The sequence below is a fragment of the Zophobihabitans entericus genome (assembly GCF_011745665.1).
Taxonomy (GTDB): Bacteria; Pseudomonadota; Gammaproteobacteria; order Enterobacterales; family Orbaceae; genus Zophobihabitans; species Zophobihabitans entericus.
The window spans coordinates 534,657-549,393 of record NZ_CP050253.1; the positions used below are offsets into that span (position 1 = coordinate 534,657).

The 14,737-nt window shown below is 39.9% G+C and carries 13 protein-coding genes; 9 read left to right on the forward strand and 4 right to left on the reverse strand.

The annotated features are described in order from the left end of the window. Window positions 1-4 precede the first annotated feature (4 nt). The 8 genes from cvpA to IPMB12_RS02455 all read left to right on the forward strand — a co-directional run bounded on the left by cvpA (window position 5) and on the right by IPMB12_RS02455 (window position 10,595). A complete protein-coding gene (gene cvpA / locus IPMB12_RS02420) occupies window positions 5-493 on the forward strand; it encodes a colicin V production protein (protein WP_166917663.1) in 489 nt (162 codons plus the stop codon). Between the two features lie 18 nt (window positions 494-511). Continuing rightward, window positions 512-2,032 (forward strand): amidophosphoribosyltransferase, encoded by a 1,521-nt coding sequence (gene purF / locus IPMB12_RS02425; RefSeq protein WP_166914612.1) that lies wholly within the window; start codon window positions 512-514, stop codon window positions 2,030-2,032. A 3-nt stretch (window positions 2,033-2,035) separates the two neighbouring features. Next, window positions 2,036-2,623, forward strand: coding sequence for a UbiX family flavin prenyltransferase (locus IPMB12_RS02430; protein WP_166914614.1), 588 nt, complete (start codon window positions 2,036-2,038; stop codon window positions 2,621-2,623). 362 nt (window positions 2,624-2,985) lie between these two features. After that, a complete protein-coding gene (locus IPMB12_RS02435) occupies window positions 2,986-5,604 on the forward strand; it encodes an inverse autotransporter beta domain-containing protein (protein ID WP_166914617.1) in 2,619 nt (872 codons plus the stop codon). Window positions 5,605-5,713: 109 nt separating this feature from the next. Continuing rightward, window positions 5,714-6,691 (forward strand): hypothetical protein, encoded by a 978-nt coding sequence (locus IPMB12_RS02440; RefSeq protein ID WP_166914619.1) that lies wholly within the window; start codon window positions 5,714-5,716, stop codon window positions 6,689-6,691. Between the two features lie 131 nt (window positions 6,692-6,822). Further along, window positions 6,823-9,201, forward strand: a complete 2,379-nt coding sequence (gene rnr / locus IPMB12_RS02445) for a ribonuclease R (RefSeq protein ID WP_166914621.1) — start codon at window positions 6,823-6,825, stop codon at window positions 9,199-9,201. After that, window positions 9,198-9,938 (forward strand): 23S rRNA (guanosine(2251)-2'-O)-methyltransferase RlmB, encoded by a 741-nt coding sequence (gene rlmB, locus IPMB12_RS02450; protein ID WP_166914623.1) that lies wholly within the window; start codon window positions 9,198-9,200, stop codon window positions 9,936-9,938. Before rnr ends, rlmB begins: the two co-directional genes overlap by 4 nt. 60 nt (window positions 9,939-9,998) lie before the next feature. After that, complete coding sequence (locus tag IPMB12_RS02455; RefSeq protein WP_166914625.1) at window positions 9,999-10,595, forward strand: hypothetical protein; 597 nt, start codon at window positions 9,999-10,001, stop codon at window positions 10,593-10,595. 60 nt (window positions 10,596-10,655) lie between these two features. Here the strand turns inward: IPMB12_RS02455 and metF are convergent, their stop codons facing one another. Next, complete coding sequence (metF, locus tag IPMB12_RS02460; RefSeq protein WP_166914627.1) at window positions 10,656-11,543, reverse strand: methylenetetrahydrofolate reductase; 888 nt, start codon at window positions 11,541-11,543, stop codon at window positions 10,656-10,658. 44 nt (window positions 11,544-11,587) lie between these two features. Next, entirely contained in the window at window positions 11,588-12,739 is a 1,152-nt protein-coding gene (gene metB, locus IPMB12_RS02465) for a cystathionine gamma-synthase (protein ID WP_166917664.1), read from the reverse strand. A gap of 218 nt (window positions 12,740-12,957) precedes the next feature. Here metB and metJ point away from each other — a divergent pair, with 218 nt between their 5' ends. Then, entirely contained in the window at window positions 12,958-13,275 is a 318-nt protein-coding gene (metJ, locus tag IPMB12_RS02470) for a met regulon transcriptional regulator MetJ (RefSeq protein ID WP_166914630.1), read from the forward strand. A 70-nt stretch (window positions 13,276-13,345) separates the two neighbouring features. On the opposite strand, the gene rpmE is transcribed toward metJ, so the two are convergent. Next, window positions 13,346-13,561, reverse strand: coding sequence for a 50S ribosomal protein L31 (gene rpmE / locus IPMB12_RS02475; RefSeq protein WP_166914632.1), 216 nt, complete (start codon window positions 13,559-13,561; stop codon window positions 13,346-13,348). Between the two features lie 125 nt (window positions 13,562-13,686). Further along, on the reverse strand, window positions 13,687-14,733 hold the full coding sequence (degS, locus tag IPMB12_RS02480; protein ID WP_166914635.1) for an outer membrane-stress sensor serine endopeptidase DegS: 1,047 nt from the start codon (window positions 14,731-14,733) through the stop codon (window positions 13,687-13,689). Window positions 14,734-14,737 lie beyond the last annotated feature (4 nt).

Sequence of the window (14,737 nt, forward strand, 5' to 3'; positions counted from 1 at the left end):
TATGATGAACTGGATTGATTATGCCATTATTGGGGTGATTGTATTTTCTGCGATTGTGAGCATTATTCGCGGCTTTGTTAAAGAAGCCCTATCTCTCATAACCTGGATATGTGCATTTTTTGTTGCGAGTAAGTTCTATTTCTATATTACTGATTATTTAACTTATTTTCAGGATGAGTTTGTCCGTAATGCGGTGGCGATTGGCATTTTATTTATCGCGACATTGCTTGTTGGTGCAATTGTTAACTATATTATTGGTGAACTTGTTCATCGTACAGGACTCTCTGGTACTGATCGGGTTCTTGGTGTGTGTTTTGGTGTGTTGCGTGGTGTGCTTATCGTCGCGGCTATTCTGTTTTTTGTGGATACGTTTACACCATTATCAAAGAATAGTGACTGGGAAGAGTCAGTTTTAATTCCACATTTCCATTATATTGTGCGCTGGTTCTTTGACTATTTACAAAGTACATCTTCTTTCTTATTGCCAGCTTAAATCATTTGAGGTGAACCTATGTGCGGTGTTGTTGGGATAGTAGGACGTAGTTCTGTTAATCAGGCAATTTATGATGCCTTAACTGTTTTACAACATCGTGGGCAGGATGCAGCCGGTATTGTCACAATTGATGAAGAAAACCATTTTAAGCTCAGAAAATCAAATGGCTTAGTCAAAGATGTATTTTTAGAACATCATATGCAGCGTCTGCAAGGGAATATGGGTATCGGCCATGTTCGTTACCCAACAGCAGGTAGTCCGAGTGTGTCAGAAGCTCAGCCATTTTATGTTAACTCTCCTTATGGTATTACTCTGGCGCATAATGGTAATCTTACTAACACTGATGATTTACGTGAAGCTATCTTTAAATCAGCTAAGCGCCATGTAAATACCACCTCTGATTCAGAAGTATTGTTAAATATTTTAGCCAGTGAATTGGATAAGTTTCCTGATTACCCACTCACTGCGGATAATATTTTTACTGCGGTGAGTGCCGTACACAAAATTATTAAAGGTGCTTATGCTTGTGTGTCTATGATTATCGGGCATGGTCTGGTGGCGTTTCGTGATCCAAACGGAATTCGTCCTTTAGTTCTTGGTCGTCGTGCGCTTGCAGATAATCAGTTTGAGTATATTGTTGCCTCCGAAAGTGTAGCGTTAGATATTTTAGATTTTGAATTTATGCGTGATATTGCGCCGGGTGAGGCTGTTTACATCACTGAAGATGGCCAGCTATTTACCCGCCAGTGTGCAGAGTATCCAAAATATTCACCGTGTATTTTTGAATATGTCTATTTTGCTCGTCCTGATTCACTTATGAATGGGGTATCTGTTTATCAATCCCGTATCCATATGGGGCAAATGCTCGGGCGTAAGATTGCCAGAGAGTGGGCACACCTGGATATTGATGTAGTGATCCCGATTCCTGAAACATCCTGTGATGCAGCGCTTGAAATAGCCCGAATTTTAAATAAACCTTATCGACAAGGATTTGTAAAAAACCGTTATATTGGTCGGACCTTTATTATGCCAGGACAAGTGGCTAGACGTCAGTCAGTACGCCGTAAACTGAATGCTAATCGTATTGAGTTTGAAGGTAAAAATGTACTATTAATTGACGACTCAATTGTGCGTGGAACGACTTCTGAAGAGATTCTGGAAATGGTACGCTCTGTTGGTGCTAAAAAAGTTTATTTAGCATCAGCCGCACCAGAAGTGCGTCATCCAAATGTTTATGGTATTGATATGCCAAGTGTCAATGAATTGATTGCATATGATCGTAATGTTGATGAAATCGCTAAAAAGATTGGTGCAGATGCACTGATTTTTCAGGATTTAGATGATTTAATTACCGCAGTGAAAATGAGTAATCCAAATATTGAACATTTTGATTGTTCAGTTTTTGATGGCATCTATGTGACTAATGATATCACTCAACAGTATCTGGATGATTTAGATGCCAGACGTAACGACAAAAAGAAAACGCGTCAGGCACAAAGAGAAGCTGAAAATTTAGAAATCTATAATGAAGGACAATAGAGTATGAGTACCACAGACACTAATGCAAAAAAACGAATTATTGTTGGAATATCGGGAGCCAGTGGTGTTCTGTTTGCTATTCGTCTGTTGGAGATACTTAAACAACTCGATAATATTGAAACACATTTAGTCATTAGTAACTCAGCTAAACGAACGATTGAGCTGGAAACAGACTATACGCTCGACTATATTCATGCTCAGGCAGATGTTGTTTATGATATTAATGATATTGCAGCTTCGATTTCTTCGGGCTCATTTCCCGTCTATGGTATGATTGTTCTTCCATGTTCAATGAAAACCTTATCAGGGATCGCTAATAGTTATAGCGATAACTTATTAATCAGAGCCGCTGATGTCACGCTTAAAGAACGCAGACCACTGATCTTAAGTGTACGTGAAACTCCTTTACATTTAGGTCATCTACGTTTAATGACCGCTGCAGCAGAGATTGGTGCGATTATCATGCCTGCTGTTCCTGCCTTTTATCACACACCAAAATCAATTAATGACATGATTAATCAGACTCTTGGTCGTATTCTCGATCAATTTCATATTGAATCAAGCCTTTATCGAAAATGGACAAGTAGATAAAAAATTGATTTATATTAAATTTTTATAAAAAAACATTTGATCAACCTAGAGAATTAGATTACTATGTGTTCATTCGAAAAGTTTTGTAAAGATATGTTAGTTAAAACCAAGAAGAATTTGATGGTAACTTAACAGTATATTTTACAGTTATAAATTTTTTGATAAAAAACAAAACATTATATTTAGTTAAGAAAAATAATTGTTTTTTTGACTTAAATCATGTATATTTGCGACCAGTTTTGTAAAGAAATATTTATTTACGATAAGAATAGTGCAGCAGGGTTTAATTAGCGCACTGTTAGTTAAGCAAAATTTGAGAAAGCTGATAACAGCTTCAGGAATGGAAGAAGGAAGTAATTAAGATGACCAAGAGTCTTAATTTGTCAATAATTGCATCGTTTATTGTCGTTGCATTAAGTAGTTCGGTAGCTTACGCTAAACCAAGCGTAATCCCTACTACTAAAGCAGCTACAACAGAAGAAGATGCAGCTGAAAAAGTTAGGTTATACATTAACTCACAACAGCGTAGTTTGTACCAAATTGCGTTGCTTAGTGGCATTTCAGTCACCGAGCTTCGTGAATTAAATAAAGGTACATACGATAATATCGATGTGGTAAAGGCTGGTGAAAGTATTGTTCTACCTGCTTCATCTCCATTATTACCGCCAGAGCAAACAACTCTGAGTGCAAACGATAAATATGATTTACCTAAATTAGGTTCATCAGAAACAGTTACACCAACAGAAAGCGATAGCGATATTATTGATAAACATATTGCTCAGGCGTTAACCACAATTGGTCAACAAGACTGGGAAAATATGTCATCTGACAAGATGAAAGACCAATTACGTAACGATACACAACAATATGCAGAAAATTACGTACGTAATCAGGTGAATTCACAAATTATCGATCCTATTCGTGGTGCTGCTCAAGACTTCTTAGGTCGTTTTGGTACTGCACAACTTGGCTTTAATGTGAGTGACGAAGGTCGTCTGAACAACGTCTCTGTAAAATTATTTAGCCCTTGGTATGACTCTGAAAATACTTTAATTTTCTCTCAAATGTCATTCCAGGAGTATGAGAACGATCGTCGTATTGGTAACTTCGGTATTGGTCAACGTTGGGACGTTGCTGATAAGAGCTGGTTACTTGGATATAACGTATTCTTAGATCATGATTTCCAACGTGCGCATAACCGTTTAGGTTTAGGTCTTGAAGCATGGTCTGATTATATGAAGTTAGCGATTAACTATTACTATCCATTATCAGACTGGAAAGTATCTCGTGACTTTGATAACTATTTAGAAAGAGCGGCAAGAGGTTTCGACGTTCGTTTTCAGGGCTATTTACCATCTTACCCACACCTTGGTGGTTCATTAATGTTTGAACAATACTTCGGTGATGAGGTTGCATTATTTGGTAAAGATAACCTGCAAAAAGATCCATATGCAGTGACAATTGGTGTGGACTATACGCCAGTTCCATTGTTTACAATTCGTGGTGAACATAAACAAGGTCAGGATAGCCAAACTGATGCTAAGTTAGATGTTACAATGAATTACCGTATCGGTGTGCCGTTAAAAGATCAGTTAGATCCTGATATGGTTGCAGCAGCACGTTCATTACGCGGTAGTCGTTATGACCTTGTTGATCGTAATAACTTCATTGTTCTTGAGTATAAGGCTAACAAACTTAGTGTTGACTTAGCTTCAATCGGTGAACAAATGGAAGGTACCTTATTCCCAGTAGGCGTTATGGTAAGTAATGCTAAAGGTAATGTTCAGTCATTACGCTGGAATGGTGCGGATTTAAATCAGTTATTGGCTGATGGTGGTGACCTTTGTTATAACCGTGGTGTGGCGATTGTCCCAGGTGTAACAGCAGCGGTTGCGTGTCCAGCACCTAATTTGTGGAATGCAGTAACAACAACAGATTATAACAACTGGTCTGTAGCGATTCCTCCTTATGTTAACGCAACGGGTGTGCGTAACCCTGTAGCAGGAACAACATCAACAGCGGGTCGTTATACATTTAGTGTTACAGTTTCTGATAGTAAAAATGAAGCAACATCTAACTCCGTATATTTAGCGATTAAAACAAATCGTCGTATCCAGTTAGATAACATCACACCAGCTTCTGGCGGTACAACACTTGCTTTAGCGATTCCGGCAAGCGGTACACATGTAGCGACACTTGAAGGTACGCTGGTAGATGCAACAAATACTAAATTTAGTGATGCTTCGTTCTATAGTTTATTCCCGGGCACAACAACTGCTCCGACAGCAGCTGATGTTGCGATGATGAATGCAGTATGGAGTGCAAATGTAGTGTCAGACGGTAGTAAGATTACGTTTGTACATGATGATGGCACGAATGTTTGTCCAACATCAGCACCAAAATGTTTAATTGTTAAATCAATTACAACAACAACACCAACTGACTCATATAAAATTGATGTCGCGACTTCTGTTGAATTTGGTGCGATTGATGTGAAACTTGATGCAGCACCTTGTGGTGGTAACTCTGCTGGTAGTAATAAACAAACTGTTCACTTTGCAGGTTCTGGTGCAGCGATGGCGATTGAATTATATCGTCAGGATCCATCAGGTTTAACTCTACTTGGGTTTGATAATACAGGTTCTGGTATTGTAGGTGTTCCGGCGGGTAGTTTACGTGTAGGTAATACTTATGAAATTAAAGCTTACTATGATGCGGCACGTACATCGTTAATTCCAACGCCGACAGTAACATGGTCACTTGCGGGTAATAACGTAGCAGCATGTCCGTCACCAGTAACAACAACGATGCCTGCGTCAGCTCCGTTCTTTGAAGTAGCGACAGGTACTGATGAGACTTATACCTTAAAAGGTCGTCCAACAAGTCTGGCAAGTGTAGGTACAAGTATCAATAGTGTAACGGTAACGCCAGCAGCGTGTGCCGGTGACCAAGGGTTTAATTTACGCGTAGAAGTAAATTAAGAAAGAATTTAGGTAGTAGTTAGAATATGGCTGCTACCTAAACAAAACACCAATCTATGGTGTATTTATATAAATACAACATATAATGTTGAAAAATTAGGAAGATAAAATGAAAAAATTAACTATTAAGAATGTTGCATTAGCAATGGCTCTTGCTGGTTATGCAGCAAGCTCAGCTTTCGCTCTTGATGCAACAACGAATCAAACTATCGTAGGTAACGCACCAATTCTTAAAGGTTCTGCAGGTACGGACCATACTGTAAATATCGCACTTACTCGTTCTGGCGCAGCTGTTACTGACCAGGTTAAAGTTGGTGACGTAATTACTGTTAGCTATACTGTTGCTGACGCTGATGGCGATACTGAAAGTACAGCTGGTGAATCAGGTAAAACACTTGTAATGTATTATAAATTAGCATCTGCTCCGACTGTATGGGTTGCTGCTCCTACTACTACAACTGTTAGTGCATCAGGTAAAGCTGACTTTACTATCCCTGCTGCAATGATTGGCGCAACTGATATTGGTTTCAAAATTCAAGAAAATACTCAATATGGTGCTCCAGCAACAGGTCTATGGATCTATGTAGCAGATATCTGGAGTAATAATGGGCCAGGTACAAACGTGACTGATCCGGGCGATCCAGGTGATGGTGGTAACGGTACAGGTACTGAAGGTGGTGGTGGTGATAAACCAGGCGGTACAGGTCCAGTTACAGGTGATTCTGTTGTAGTTGGTATCTTCAAAGTTAATGCAGGTACAATCGATAAAACTGTGAACTATGCAGCAGCAGGCGCCCCAGCTCCTAAATATGGTGATGTATTTGAAGCTATCGTATGGAATGACGAAAACACTGATAACCAAATCACAGCAGGTGAAGCTGAGTTAACTGCAAGCTATACAACATTTGCTTGGAGTCTATCAGGTAACAATACTGCAGCTAACGGTGCAACAACTCTTGCTACACCAGTGGCAATTACAGGTGCGACAGCTGTTCAATATACCATTTCAACTGTTAACAGCGCATACAGTTCATCTTATGAAGCTGGTGCTCAAGGCTTTAATCTTAGAGTTGAAGCTTCACTATAATAGTAGTCAGACATTACTAAACATTATCAAACCATCCTTCGGGATGGTTTTTTTATGTCTAAGGCCAACTATAACGTTTTAACTTATGCTATGCTGGATGCAATATAATAATATGTTAAGGATAATACACTATGATTACCGATCCATTTTTTGATCGAGAAGCGGAGAAATATGAATCTCCTATCGCCAGTCGTGAACTGATTCTCGATTATCTACAAAAAACAGCCAAACCTGTTAATCTGGAAAAGATTGCAGAGGCCATGTCTATTACCAGTGACGATCAAAAGACCGCGTTACATCGTCGTTTACGCGCGATGGAGCGCGACGGGCAACTGATCTTTACCCGTAAACAATGTTACGCCTTACCTGAAAAATTTGACATGATCAAAGGTTCTGTCATCGGACATCGTGAAGGATACGGATTCCTGCGTGTAGAAGGTGAGAAAGAAGATTACTATTTATCACCGGATCAAATGAAACTGGCATTACATGGCGATGTGGTCATGGCTCAGCCAATAGGCAAAAAATTTAAAGGTAAGCAGGAAGCCAGAATTGTTCGTATCTTAGAACCACGTAATAATTTAATTGTTGGACGTTACTTTATCGAACAGGGTATTGGTTTTGTGGTACCTGATGATAGCCGACTCTGTTTTGATATTTTAATTGCTGAAAAACCAGAACAAACTATTCGTATGGGTTCTGTTGTCGTTGTTGAATTACAGCAAAGACCAGAACGTCGTCAACGTGCAGTTGGCCGTATCACTGAAATTCTTGGTGAGAATATGGAGACTGATCTGGCGATTGAAATCGCTATTCGTACCCATGAAATCCCTCATGTATTGCCTGATGCGGTTCTGACTCAGGTCTCTGGTTTTACTGAAGAGGTGCCGGAAGAGGCCAAACAAGGTCGCTTAGATTTACGCTCATTACCACTAATCACTATTGATGGTGAAGACGCTCGCGACTTTGATGATGCCGTCTATTGTGAGAAAAAAACTGGTGGTGGCTGGCGTTTATGGGTGGCTATTGCTGACGTGAGTTACTACGTCCGACCAAAAACAGCGCTGGATAAAGATGCCTGCCAGCGTGGTACATCAGTTTACTTCCCGTCACGGGTTATTCCGATGCTGCCGGAGGTATTATCAAATGGTTTATGTTCATTAAATCCACAGGTTGATCGTCTGTGTATGGTTTGTGAAATGACGATCTCAGCCAAAGGTAAGCTTACTTCTTACCAGTTCTATGAAGCAGTGATGAATTCACACGCTCGTATGACTTATACCAAAGTGGCTAAAATTCTTGAGGGTGATCCTGAACTGCGCGAGCATTATGCTGATTTAGTACCTCACCTGGAAGATATTTATAGTTTATATAAGACGCTTGACCGTGTACGTGAAGAGCGTGGTGCTATTGCGTTTGAATCACCAGAACCAAAATTTATTTTTAATGCCGATAAACGTATTGAAAGCGTTGAAGTTGCTGAGCGTAATGACGCTCATAAGATTATTGAAGAGTGTATGATTATGGCGAACGTGGCTGCAGCTAAGTTTGTTACTAAAGCTGGTATTCCGTCACTATTCCGTATTCATGATTTACCTGATAGCGAACGCTTAATGGGGCTTAGAGCCGTACTGGCTGAGCTTGGACTTGTTCTGTCTGGTGGCGATAATCCAAAACCTAAAGACGTGGCAGAACTGCTTACTTTAGTCGCTGATCGGCCAGATCGGGAAATGATTCAGACTTTAGTTTTACGCTCAATGAAACAGGCGGTTTACGATCCGGATAATCGCGGTCACTTTGGCTTAGCGTTACAGGAGTATGCACATTTTACTTCACCAATTCGTCGTTATCCTGATTTATTATTACACCGGGCAATTAAATGGATTATTGCACATGATAAACAGCAGGAGAGTCAAACTGGTGGCTGGCGTTATGATATGCCAGAAATGCTCTACTTTGGTCAACACTGTTCAATGACAGAGCGCCGTGCCGATGAAGCTGTACGCGATGTGGTGGACTGGCTTAAATGTGACTTTATGCAAGACCACGTGGGCGAAGTATTTAAAGGTATTATTTCCAGTATCACTAACTTTGGGTTCTTTGTTCGCTTAGACGATCTTTATATTGATGGTCTGGTACATGTGTCATCACTGGAAAATGACTATTACTCTTATGATTCAGTACGTCATCGCTTAGTGGGTGAAGCATCTGGCTATGCTTATCGGTTAGGCGACAGAGTGACTGTTAAAGTAGAAGCAAGTAATCCGGAAGATCGTAAAATCGATTTCTCATTAATTGAAAGTGATAAAAAACCACAACGAGCAGGTAAAACAGCTAAAGACAATCGTAAAAAATCCGCTAAAATGTCTGCTGCAAAAGATCAGCGTGGTGAATGGGATGCTGATAAACCGATGAAGAAAAAACGTCGCGGGCAAGATAATCCTTATGCACCAAAAAAAGCTGAGAAATCAGGCTCTAAACATAAAAGTGGAAAGAAGAATAAACGATGAGTGAAATAATTTATGGTATTCACGCTGTTCAGTCTTTACTTGAGCGCAATCCTGAAAGATTTTTAGAAATCTATATGCTAAAAGGACGTGAAGATAAGCGCTTAATGTCCTTAATTCAGCAAATAGAGAAAATGGGGTTAACGGTGCGTGTCACTACGCGTCAATGGCTTGATGAACAATCAGAACATGGTGTGCATCAGGGCATTTTGGCTAAAGTAAAAGAGAGCACGCAGTATCAGGAAGGTGACTTGCCAACACTGCTGGAACAGACTGAAAATCCATTTATTCTGATTCTGGATGGTGTCACGGATCCGCATAATTTAGGCGCCTGTCTGCGTAGTGCAGATGCTGCCGGTGCAAATATGATCATTGTTCCCAAGGATCGTTCTGCTCCACTAAATGGTATTGCTAAAAAGGTGGCTAGTGGTGCTGCTGATAATGTACCGGTGATTCGAGTAACCAATCTGGCCAGAACGATGCGTCTCCTGCAAGAGTATCATGTCTGGATTGTTGGGACATCTGGTGATGCTGAGCATACTTTATATGAAAGTCAGTTTAAAGGTGCACTTGCACTTGTCATGGGAGCCGAAGGGGAAGGTATGCGCCGTCTGACTCGTGAGCATTGTGATGAACTGATTAGTATTCCAATGGCAGGTACTGTATCTTCCTTGAACGTATCTGTAGCAACGGGTATCTGTTTATTTGAAATTGTCCGTCAACGACTGGCGACAAAGTAACGAAATGAAAATAACCCAATTATCTATCCGAGTGAACACGATTAAATTATAGGATAAATTATGTTTGGCCGATTATTACAGAAAATTTTACCGAAAAAGAAGCAAGCAAAAGAGTTAACAGCCAGAGAGTTAAGCGGACGTAATAATGTCGGATACCCAACCATTCAGCTTTCTCGTGAAAGTGATGAACTGGTTAAAAAATATTACAAAGGTATTCGCCCGGCAATTCAATTCTATAAAGAGACACTTTTCTTTAAATGGGGACCAACATTTATTGAAGAATCCCTGTCCGATGAGCAATTAGCAGCGCTTTCTGGTCGTAATGTGCAGATGGTCTATCTGCTTTTATTTCGGGATATGTTGCGTCATATTGCGCCTTATGTGCACCCTAAAAACGCTCATGATAATTGGGTAGAGACCCTGTCTCAGGAAATACTGGATAATTGTCAGATGCTGAGTGATGCTGATGACCATGATGTCGAGACTAAGAAAGCGCTGTTTGCTGGCACTGAAATTTATAATATTGAGACAGAAGAGCCACAAGCGTGGATTGAACCTCTGGTTGCTCTGGCTGCTTTCCCTGCTGATAAGCTGTATCGTGCTCATCGGGCACTGCTTACAACGATGCTTAAGAAGCTCAATAAAGATAATAAATAAAAACTGAAAATAAATCAAAGAGTTATAGATTTAACTCTTTGATTATATTCAGATTAATAATTAAGGTCTGACACCTAAAGTGTGGCACATTGCAAAGCTCATCTCGGCACGATTAAGTGTGTAGAAATGAAAATCGCGTACTCCCTCTCTGAATAAGACTTTCACCATATCCATCGCAACAGAAGCACCAACAAACTTACGTGTTTCCGGATCATCATCAATATTTGTAAACATATTAATCAACCAGTTGGGTACGTGGACGTTGGTCATCTGGGCAAACTTTTCCAGCTGTTTTAGATTTGAGACAGGTAAAATGCCCGGAATAATATCAACATTGATATTTTCTGCTGCACATTTATCACGAAAGCGCAGGTATTGTTCAATATCAAAAAAGAATTGAGTGATAGCCCGGTTAGCACCCGCATCAACTTTACGTTTCAGATTATCAATATCAGCCTGAGCACTTTTTGCTTCCGGATGGACTTCCGGATAAGCTGCGACTGAAATATCAAAATCAGCCACATCTTTAAGGAGCTTAACTAAATCAGCAGCATAGATTTGCGGGTTTGGCTGGCCAGCGGGAATATCCCCACGCAGAGCGACAATGTGACGAATACCGTTATCCCAGTAATCTTTAGCGATTTGTTTTAGTTGCTCTTGCGAGGCGTCAATACAGGTAAGGTGCGGTGCAGCAACCAGACCTGTTTTACTTTTTATCGCTTTTATAATGTCATGAGTACGATCACGTGTTCCAGAATTAGCACCATAAGTTACCGAGACAAATTTAGGCTTTAGTGTTGCTAAGCGAAAAATAGATTGCCATAAAGTATGTTCCATCTCTTCTGTTTTAGGTGGAAAAAACTCGAAGGAGACATTAATTTTATCCTGGACATCACTGACATATTGATTCAGTGTATGCAGTTGCCTTGCATGTGGAAAAGTACTCATAATTGATCTCTTATTGTTATTTGTTGCTGTTATCGAGTCTGGGATTAAAGATGCTGTAATGCATGATCAAGATCAGCAATAAGGTCGTCTTTATCTTCTAACCCAACGGAGATACGCAATAGCGAATCAGAAACACCGGCAACTTTACGTGCTTCGGCACTCATACCTGAATGAGTCATGGTTGCTGGATGGCAGATCAGACTCTCAACACCGCCTAGTGATTGAGCTAAAGTAAAGATTTTTAGATGTTTTAGGAAAACCGGTAATTTTGCTGCATCGCCTTTAAGCTCAAAGCTTAGCATTGCACCAAAGCCTTTTTGTTGTTTACGGGCAATATCATGTCCCTGGTTGGTTGGCAGTGAAGGATGATAAACACAATTAATTTTAGGATGATTCAATAAAAATTGAACGACATGTTGCGCGTTATCTTGCTGAATGTTCACTCGGGCAGATAAGGTTCGAAGTCCGCGTAATAATAGATAACTGTCAAACGATGAAGTCAAAGTCCCAATATTATTTGCCCACCAGTTAATATCTGTTGCTAGTTGTTGATCTTTAAAGACCAGAATACCGGCAAGTAGGTCAGAGTGACCATTAAGATATTTAGTTGCTGAGTGAATAACAATATCAGCACCAAGTTCTATTGGTCTTTGTAGAATAGGAGTCATAAACGTATTGTCTACCGCAACCAGTGCACCAACGTCATGGGCTTGTTTAGCAATCAGCTGGATATTGACCACACGCAGTAATGGATTACTTGGTGATTCAATGAGTACCAGTTTTGGTTTATGCATTAAAGCATCAGCCAGCGCTTTTGGATCTGACTGATCGACAAAAATTACGTTGAACTGACCACGTTGGCTCAAACTATTAAATAAACGGTAGCTACCACCATAGCAGTCATGTGGAGCAACAATGGTATCTTTTGGAGTAAGTAGTGATACACAAAGTAAATGAATAGCAGACATACCACAGTTAGTCAAAATGGCATCAACACCACCTTCGAGCTCTGCGACAGTTTCTTCCACCAAACGACGACTAGGATTACTTTTACGTGCATAGTCAAACTGGCGTGGTTTAGCAAACTCAGTAAAACCATAGCTGGTTGAAGGAGTAATGGGTGGAACAACACTACCATATTGAGTATCAGTATTAAGCCCACCACGTACTGCGATGGTACCAAGTTTTTTAGTCATTTTCTGCGTCATAATATTGCCAGCCTGTAAGTTAAGACAGAATAAATTTAGCATAACAGAAAAAATAAAGACGTCAATATGTCTGGATGTCTAAATATCTTGATGTGTAGATTGCGAAAAATCTAAATTACCGCTAAAATTAGCATAGTGAAAATAACCTGACTCAAAACAGGCTTTATTTGCAATGAACAATTATTATTTAATTATAGGTAATTAATATGGCCGAGTGGGACGGTGATTATGTCAGCCCTTATGCTGAACATGGTAAGAAAAGCGAACAAGTAAAAAAAATTACAGTATCAATTCCATTAAAAGTATTAAAAATTTTAACTGATGAACGTACTCGTCGTCAGGTAAATAATCTACGTCGTGCCACTAATAGTGAATTACTGTGTGAAGCATTTTTACATGCGTTTACTGGTCAGCCACTACCAAGTGATGAAGATTTACTAAAAGATCGTACTGACGGTATTCCGCAAGCGGCTAAGCAGAAGATGCGTGAACTTGGAATTGATCCGGATAAATTAGATTACTAATGAGTTTGGTGAATAACAGATAATAAAAAAGGCGCTTAAAGCGCCTTTTTGCATTCCACGGTACAGGTAATTATTTTTTACCGCCAACCATAGCAAAACGTTGTTTGAATTTATCAACACGTCCACCAGTTGCAACATCACGTTGTTTACCTGTATAGAATGGGTGACACTCACCACAAACGTCAAGATTGATATCGTGACCTAAAGTAGAGTGAGTTTTAATTACGTTACCGCAAGAACACGTTGCCGTAATCGCTGTATATTTTGGATGAATATCTTGTTTCATAGAAACCTCGGTTTTGTACGTATCGCTATACAAGCCACTTTGGTTGTACACCATACGAATGTTAGTAGAACATGGATTTAGGGCGCAGATTATATAGATCTGTTCCCTAATTGTCAAGTATAGTCTTAGTTTGGATGTCTTTCCACTGTAATTTTCAGCTCAAGCTTTTCACCATTACGCAGAACAGTGACCGGGATTTCAGTACCTGGTTTAAGCTCGGCAATTTCATCCATCGTTTCAAGAATTGAGGTAACAGGCTTGTTGTTTACATTGATCAGAATATCTTTTGGTTCAATACCTGCTTTTTCAGCAGGGCCATCAGCATTAGTCACTAAAATTCCCATCATTTTAGAAGGTTCATTATTTTGTGATGGATTAAACTCCAGCCCGTCAACACCAATATAACCCCGAATAATTTGCCCATCTTCGATTAGTTTATTCATAATTTTAGTGGCGAGAGTGGTTGGAATCGCAAAACCTAGTCCTTCAGGAATTTCGGTTCCCAGAGTCTTAGAAAAAGATAGCGTATTAATACCGACCAGTTCACCAAGAGTATTTACCAGAGCGCCACCAGAGTTACCGTGATTGATAGAAGCATCAGTTTGAATAAAGTTTTGACGACGATAAGGACTAAGACCATCGCGTCCAGTGGCACTGATAATACCCTGAGTGATTGTTTGTCCGATATTATAAGGGTTACCAATTGCCAGCACGACATCACCAATACCTGGTTCACGCTTCGGGTTAATAGGAATAACCGGCAGATTGGTTGCTTCGATTTTAACTACAGCAATATCAACCAGTTGGTCAGAACCAACTAAAATAGCTTCAAATAAACGTCCGTCTTGTAAAATCACAATAATCTGTTCTGCTTCAGCGATAACGTGATAGTTGGTGATGATGTAACCTTGCTCTGTCATGATTACGCCAGAGCCAATAGGCTGGATACCAGAATTTTGTTTTTGTGGGTTATTACTAATACTACGACTATAAATATTGACCACTGCCGGTGCAGCGGCTTTAACTGCATTGCGATAACTCAATGGCTGATCAGTGAAAATCGAATCAGGAATAATCGATTTATCATCACTTCTCAATGACGGAAACAGAATCAGTAAGACTATCGCAAGGACAGTACCAATAAATGCCGGCCAAAGAATTTTTTTTAGCATAGGT

What these genes read in the sequence shown, in the direction of transcription:
- rpmE (WP_166914632.1), bottom strand. Translation starts at nt 13,561, where the DNA reads ATGAAACAAGATATTCATCCAAAATATACAGCGATTACGGCAACGTGT.
- IPMB12_RS02455 (WP_166914625.1), top strand. Translation starts at nt 9,999, where the DNA reads ATGTTTGGCCGATTATTACAGAAAATTTTACCGAAAAAGAAGCAAGCA.
- degS (WP_166914635.1), bottom strand. Translation starts at nt 14,733, where the DNA reads ATGCTAAAAAAAATTCTTTGGCCGGCATTTATTGGTACTGTCCTTGCG.
- metB (WP_166917664.1), bottom strand. Translation starts at nt 12,739, where the DNA reads ATGACTAAAAAACTTGGTACCATCGCAGTACGTGGTGGGCTTAATACT.
- metF (WP_166914627.1), bottom strand. Translation starts at nt 11,543, where the DNA reads ATGAGTACTTTTCCACATGCAAGGCAACTGCATACACTGAATCAATAT.
- cvpA (WP_166917663.1), top strand. Translation starts at nt 5, where the DNA reads ATGAACTGGATTGATTATGCCATTATTGGGGTGATTGTATTTTCTGCG.
- IPMB12_RS02430 (WP_166914614.1), top strand. Translation starts at nt 2,036, where the DNA reads ATGAGTACCACAGACACTAATGCAAAAAAACGAATTATTGTTGGAATA.
- IPMB12_RS02435 (WP_166914617.1), top strand. Translation starts at nt 2,986, where the DNA reads ATGACCAAGAGTCTTAATTTGTCAATAATTGCATCGTTTATTGTCGTT.
- metJ (WP_166914630.1), top strand. Translation starts at nt 12,958, where the DNA reads ATGGCCGAGTGGGACGGTGATTATGTCAGCCCTTATGCTGAACATGGT.
- purF (WP_166914612.1), top strand. Translation starts at nt 512, where the DNA reads ATGTGCGGTGTTGTTGGGATAGTAGGACGTAGTTCTGTTAATCAGGCA.
- rlmB (WP_166914623.1), top strand. Translation starts at nt 9,198, where the DNA reads ATGAGTGAAATAATTTATGGTATTCACGCTGTTCAGTCTTTACTTGAG.
- IPMB12_RS02440 (WP_166914619.1), top strand. Translation starts at nt 5,714, where the DNA reads ATGAAAAAATTAACTATTAAGAATGTTGCATTAGCAATGGCTCTTGCT.
- rnr (WP_166914621.1), top strand. Translation starts at nt 6,823, where the DNA reads ATGATTACCGATCCATTTTTTGATCGAGAAGCGGAGAAATATGAATCT.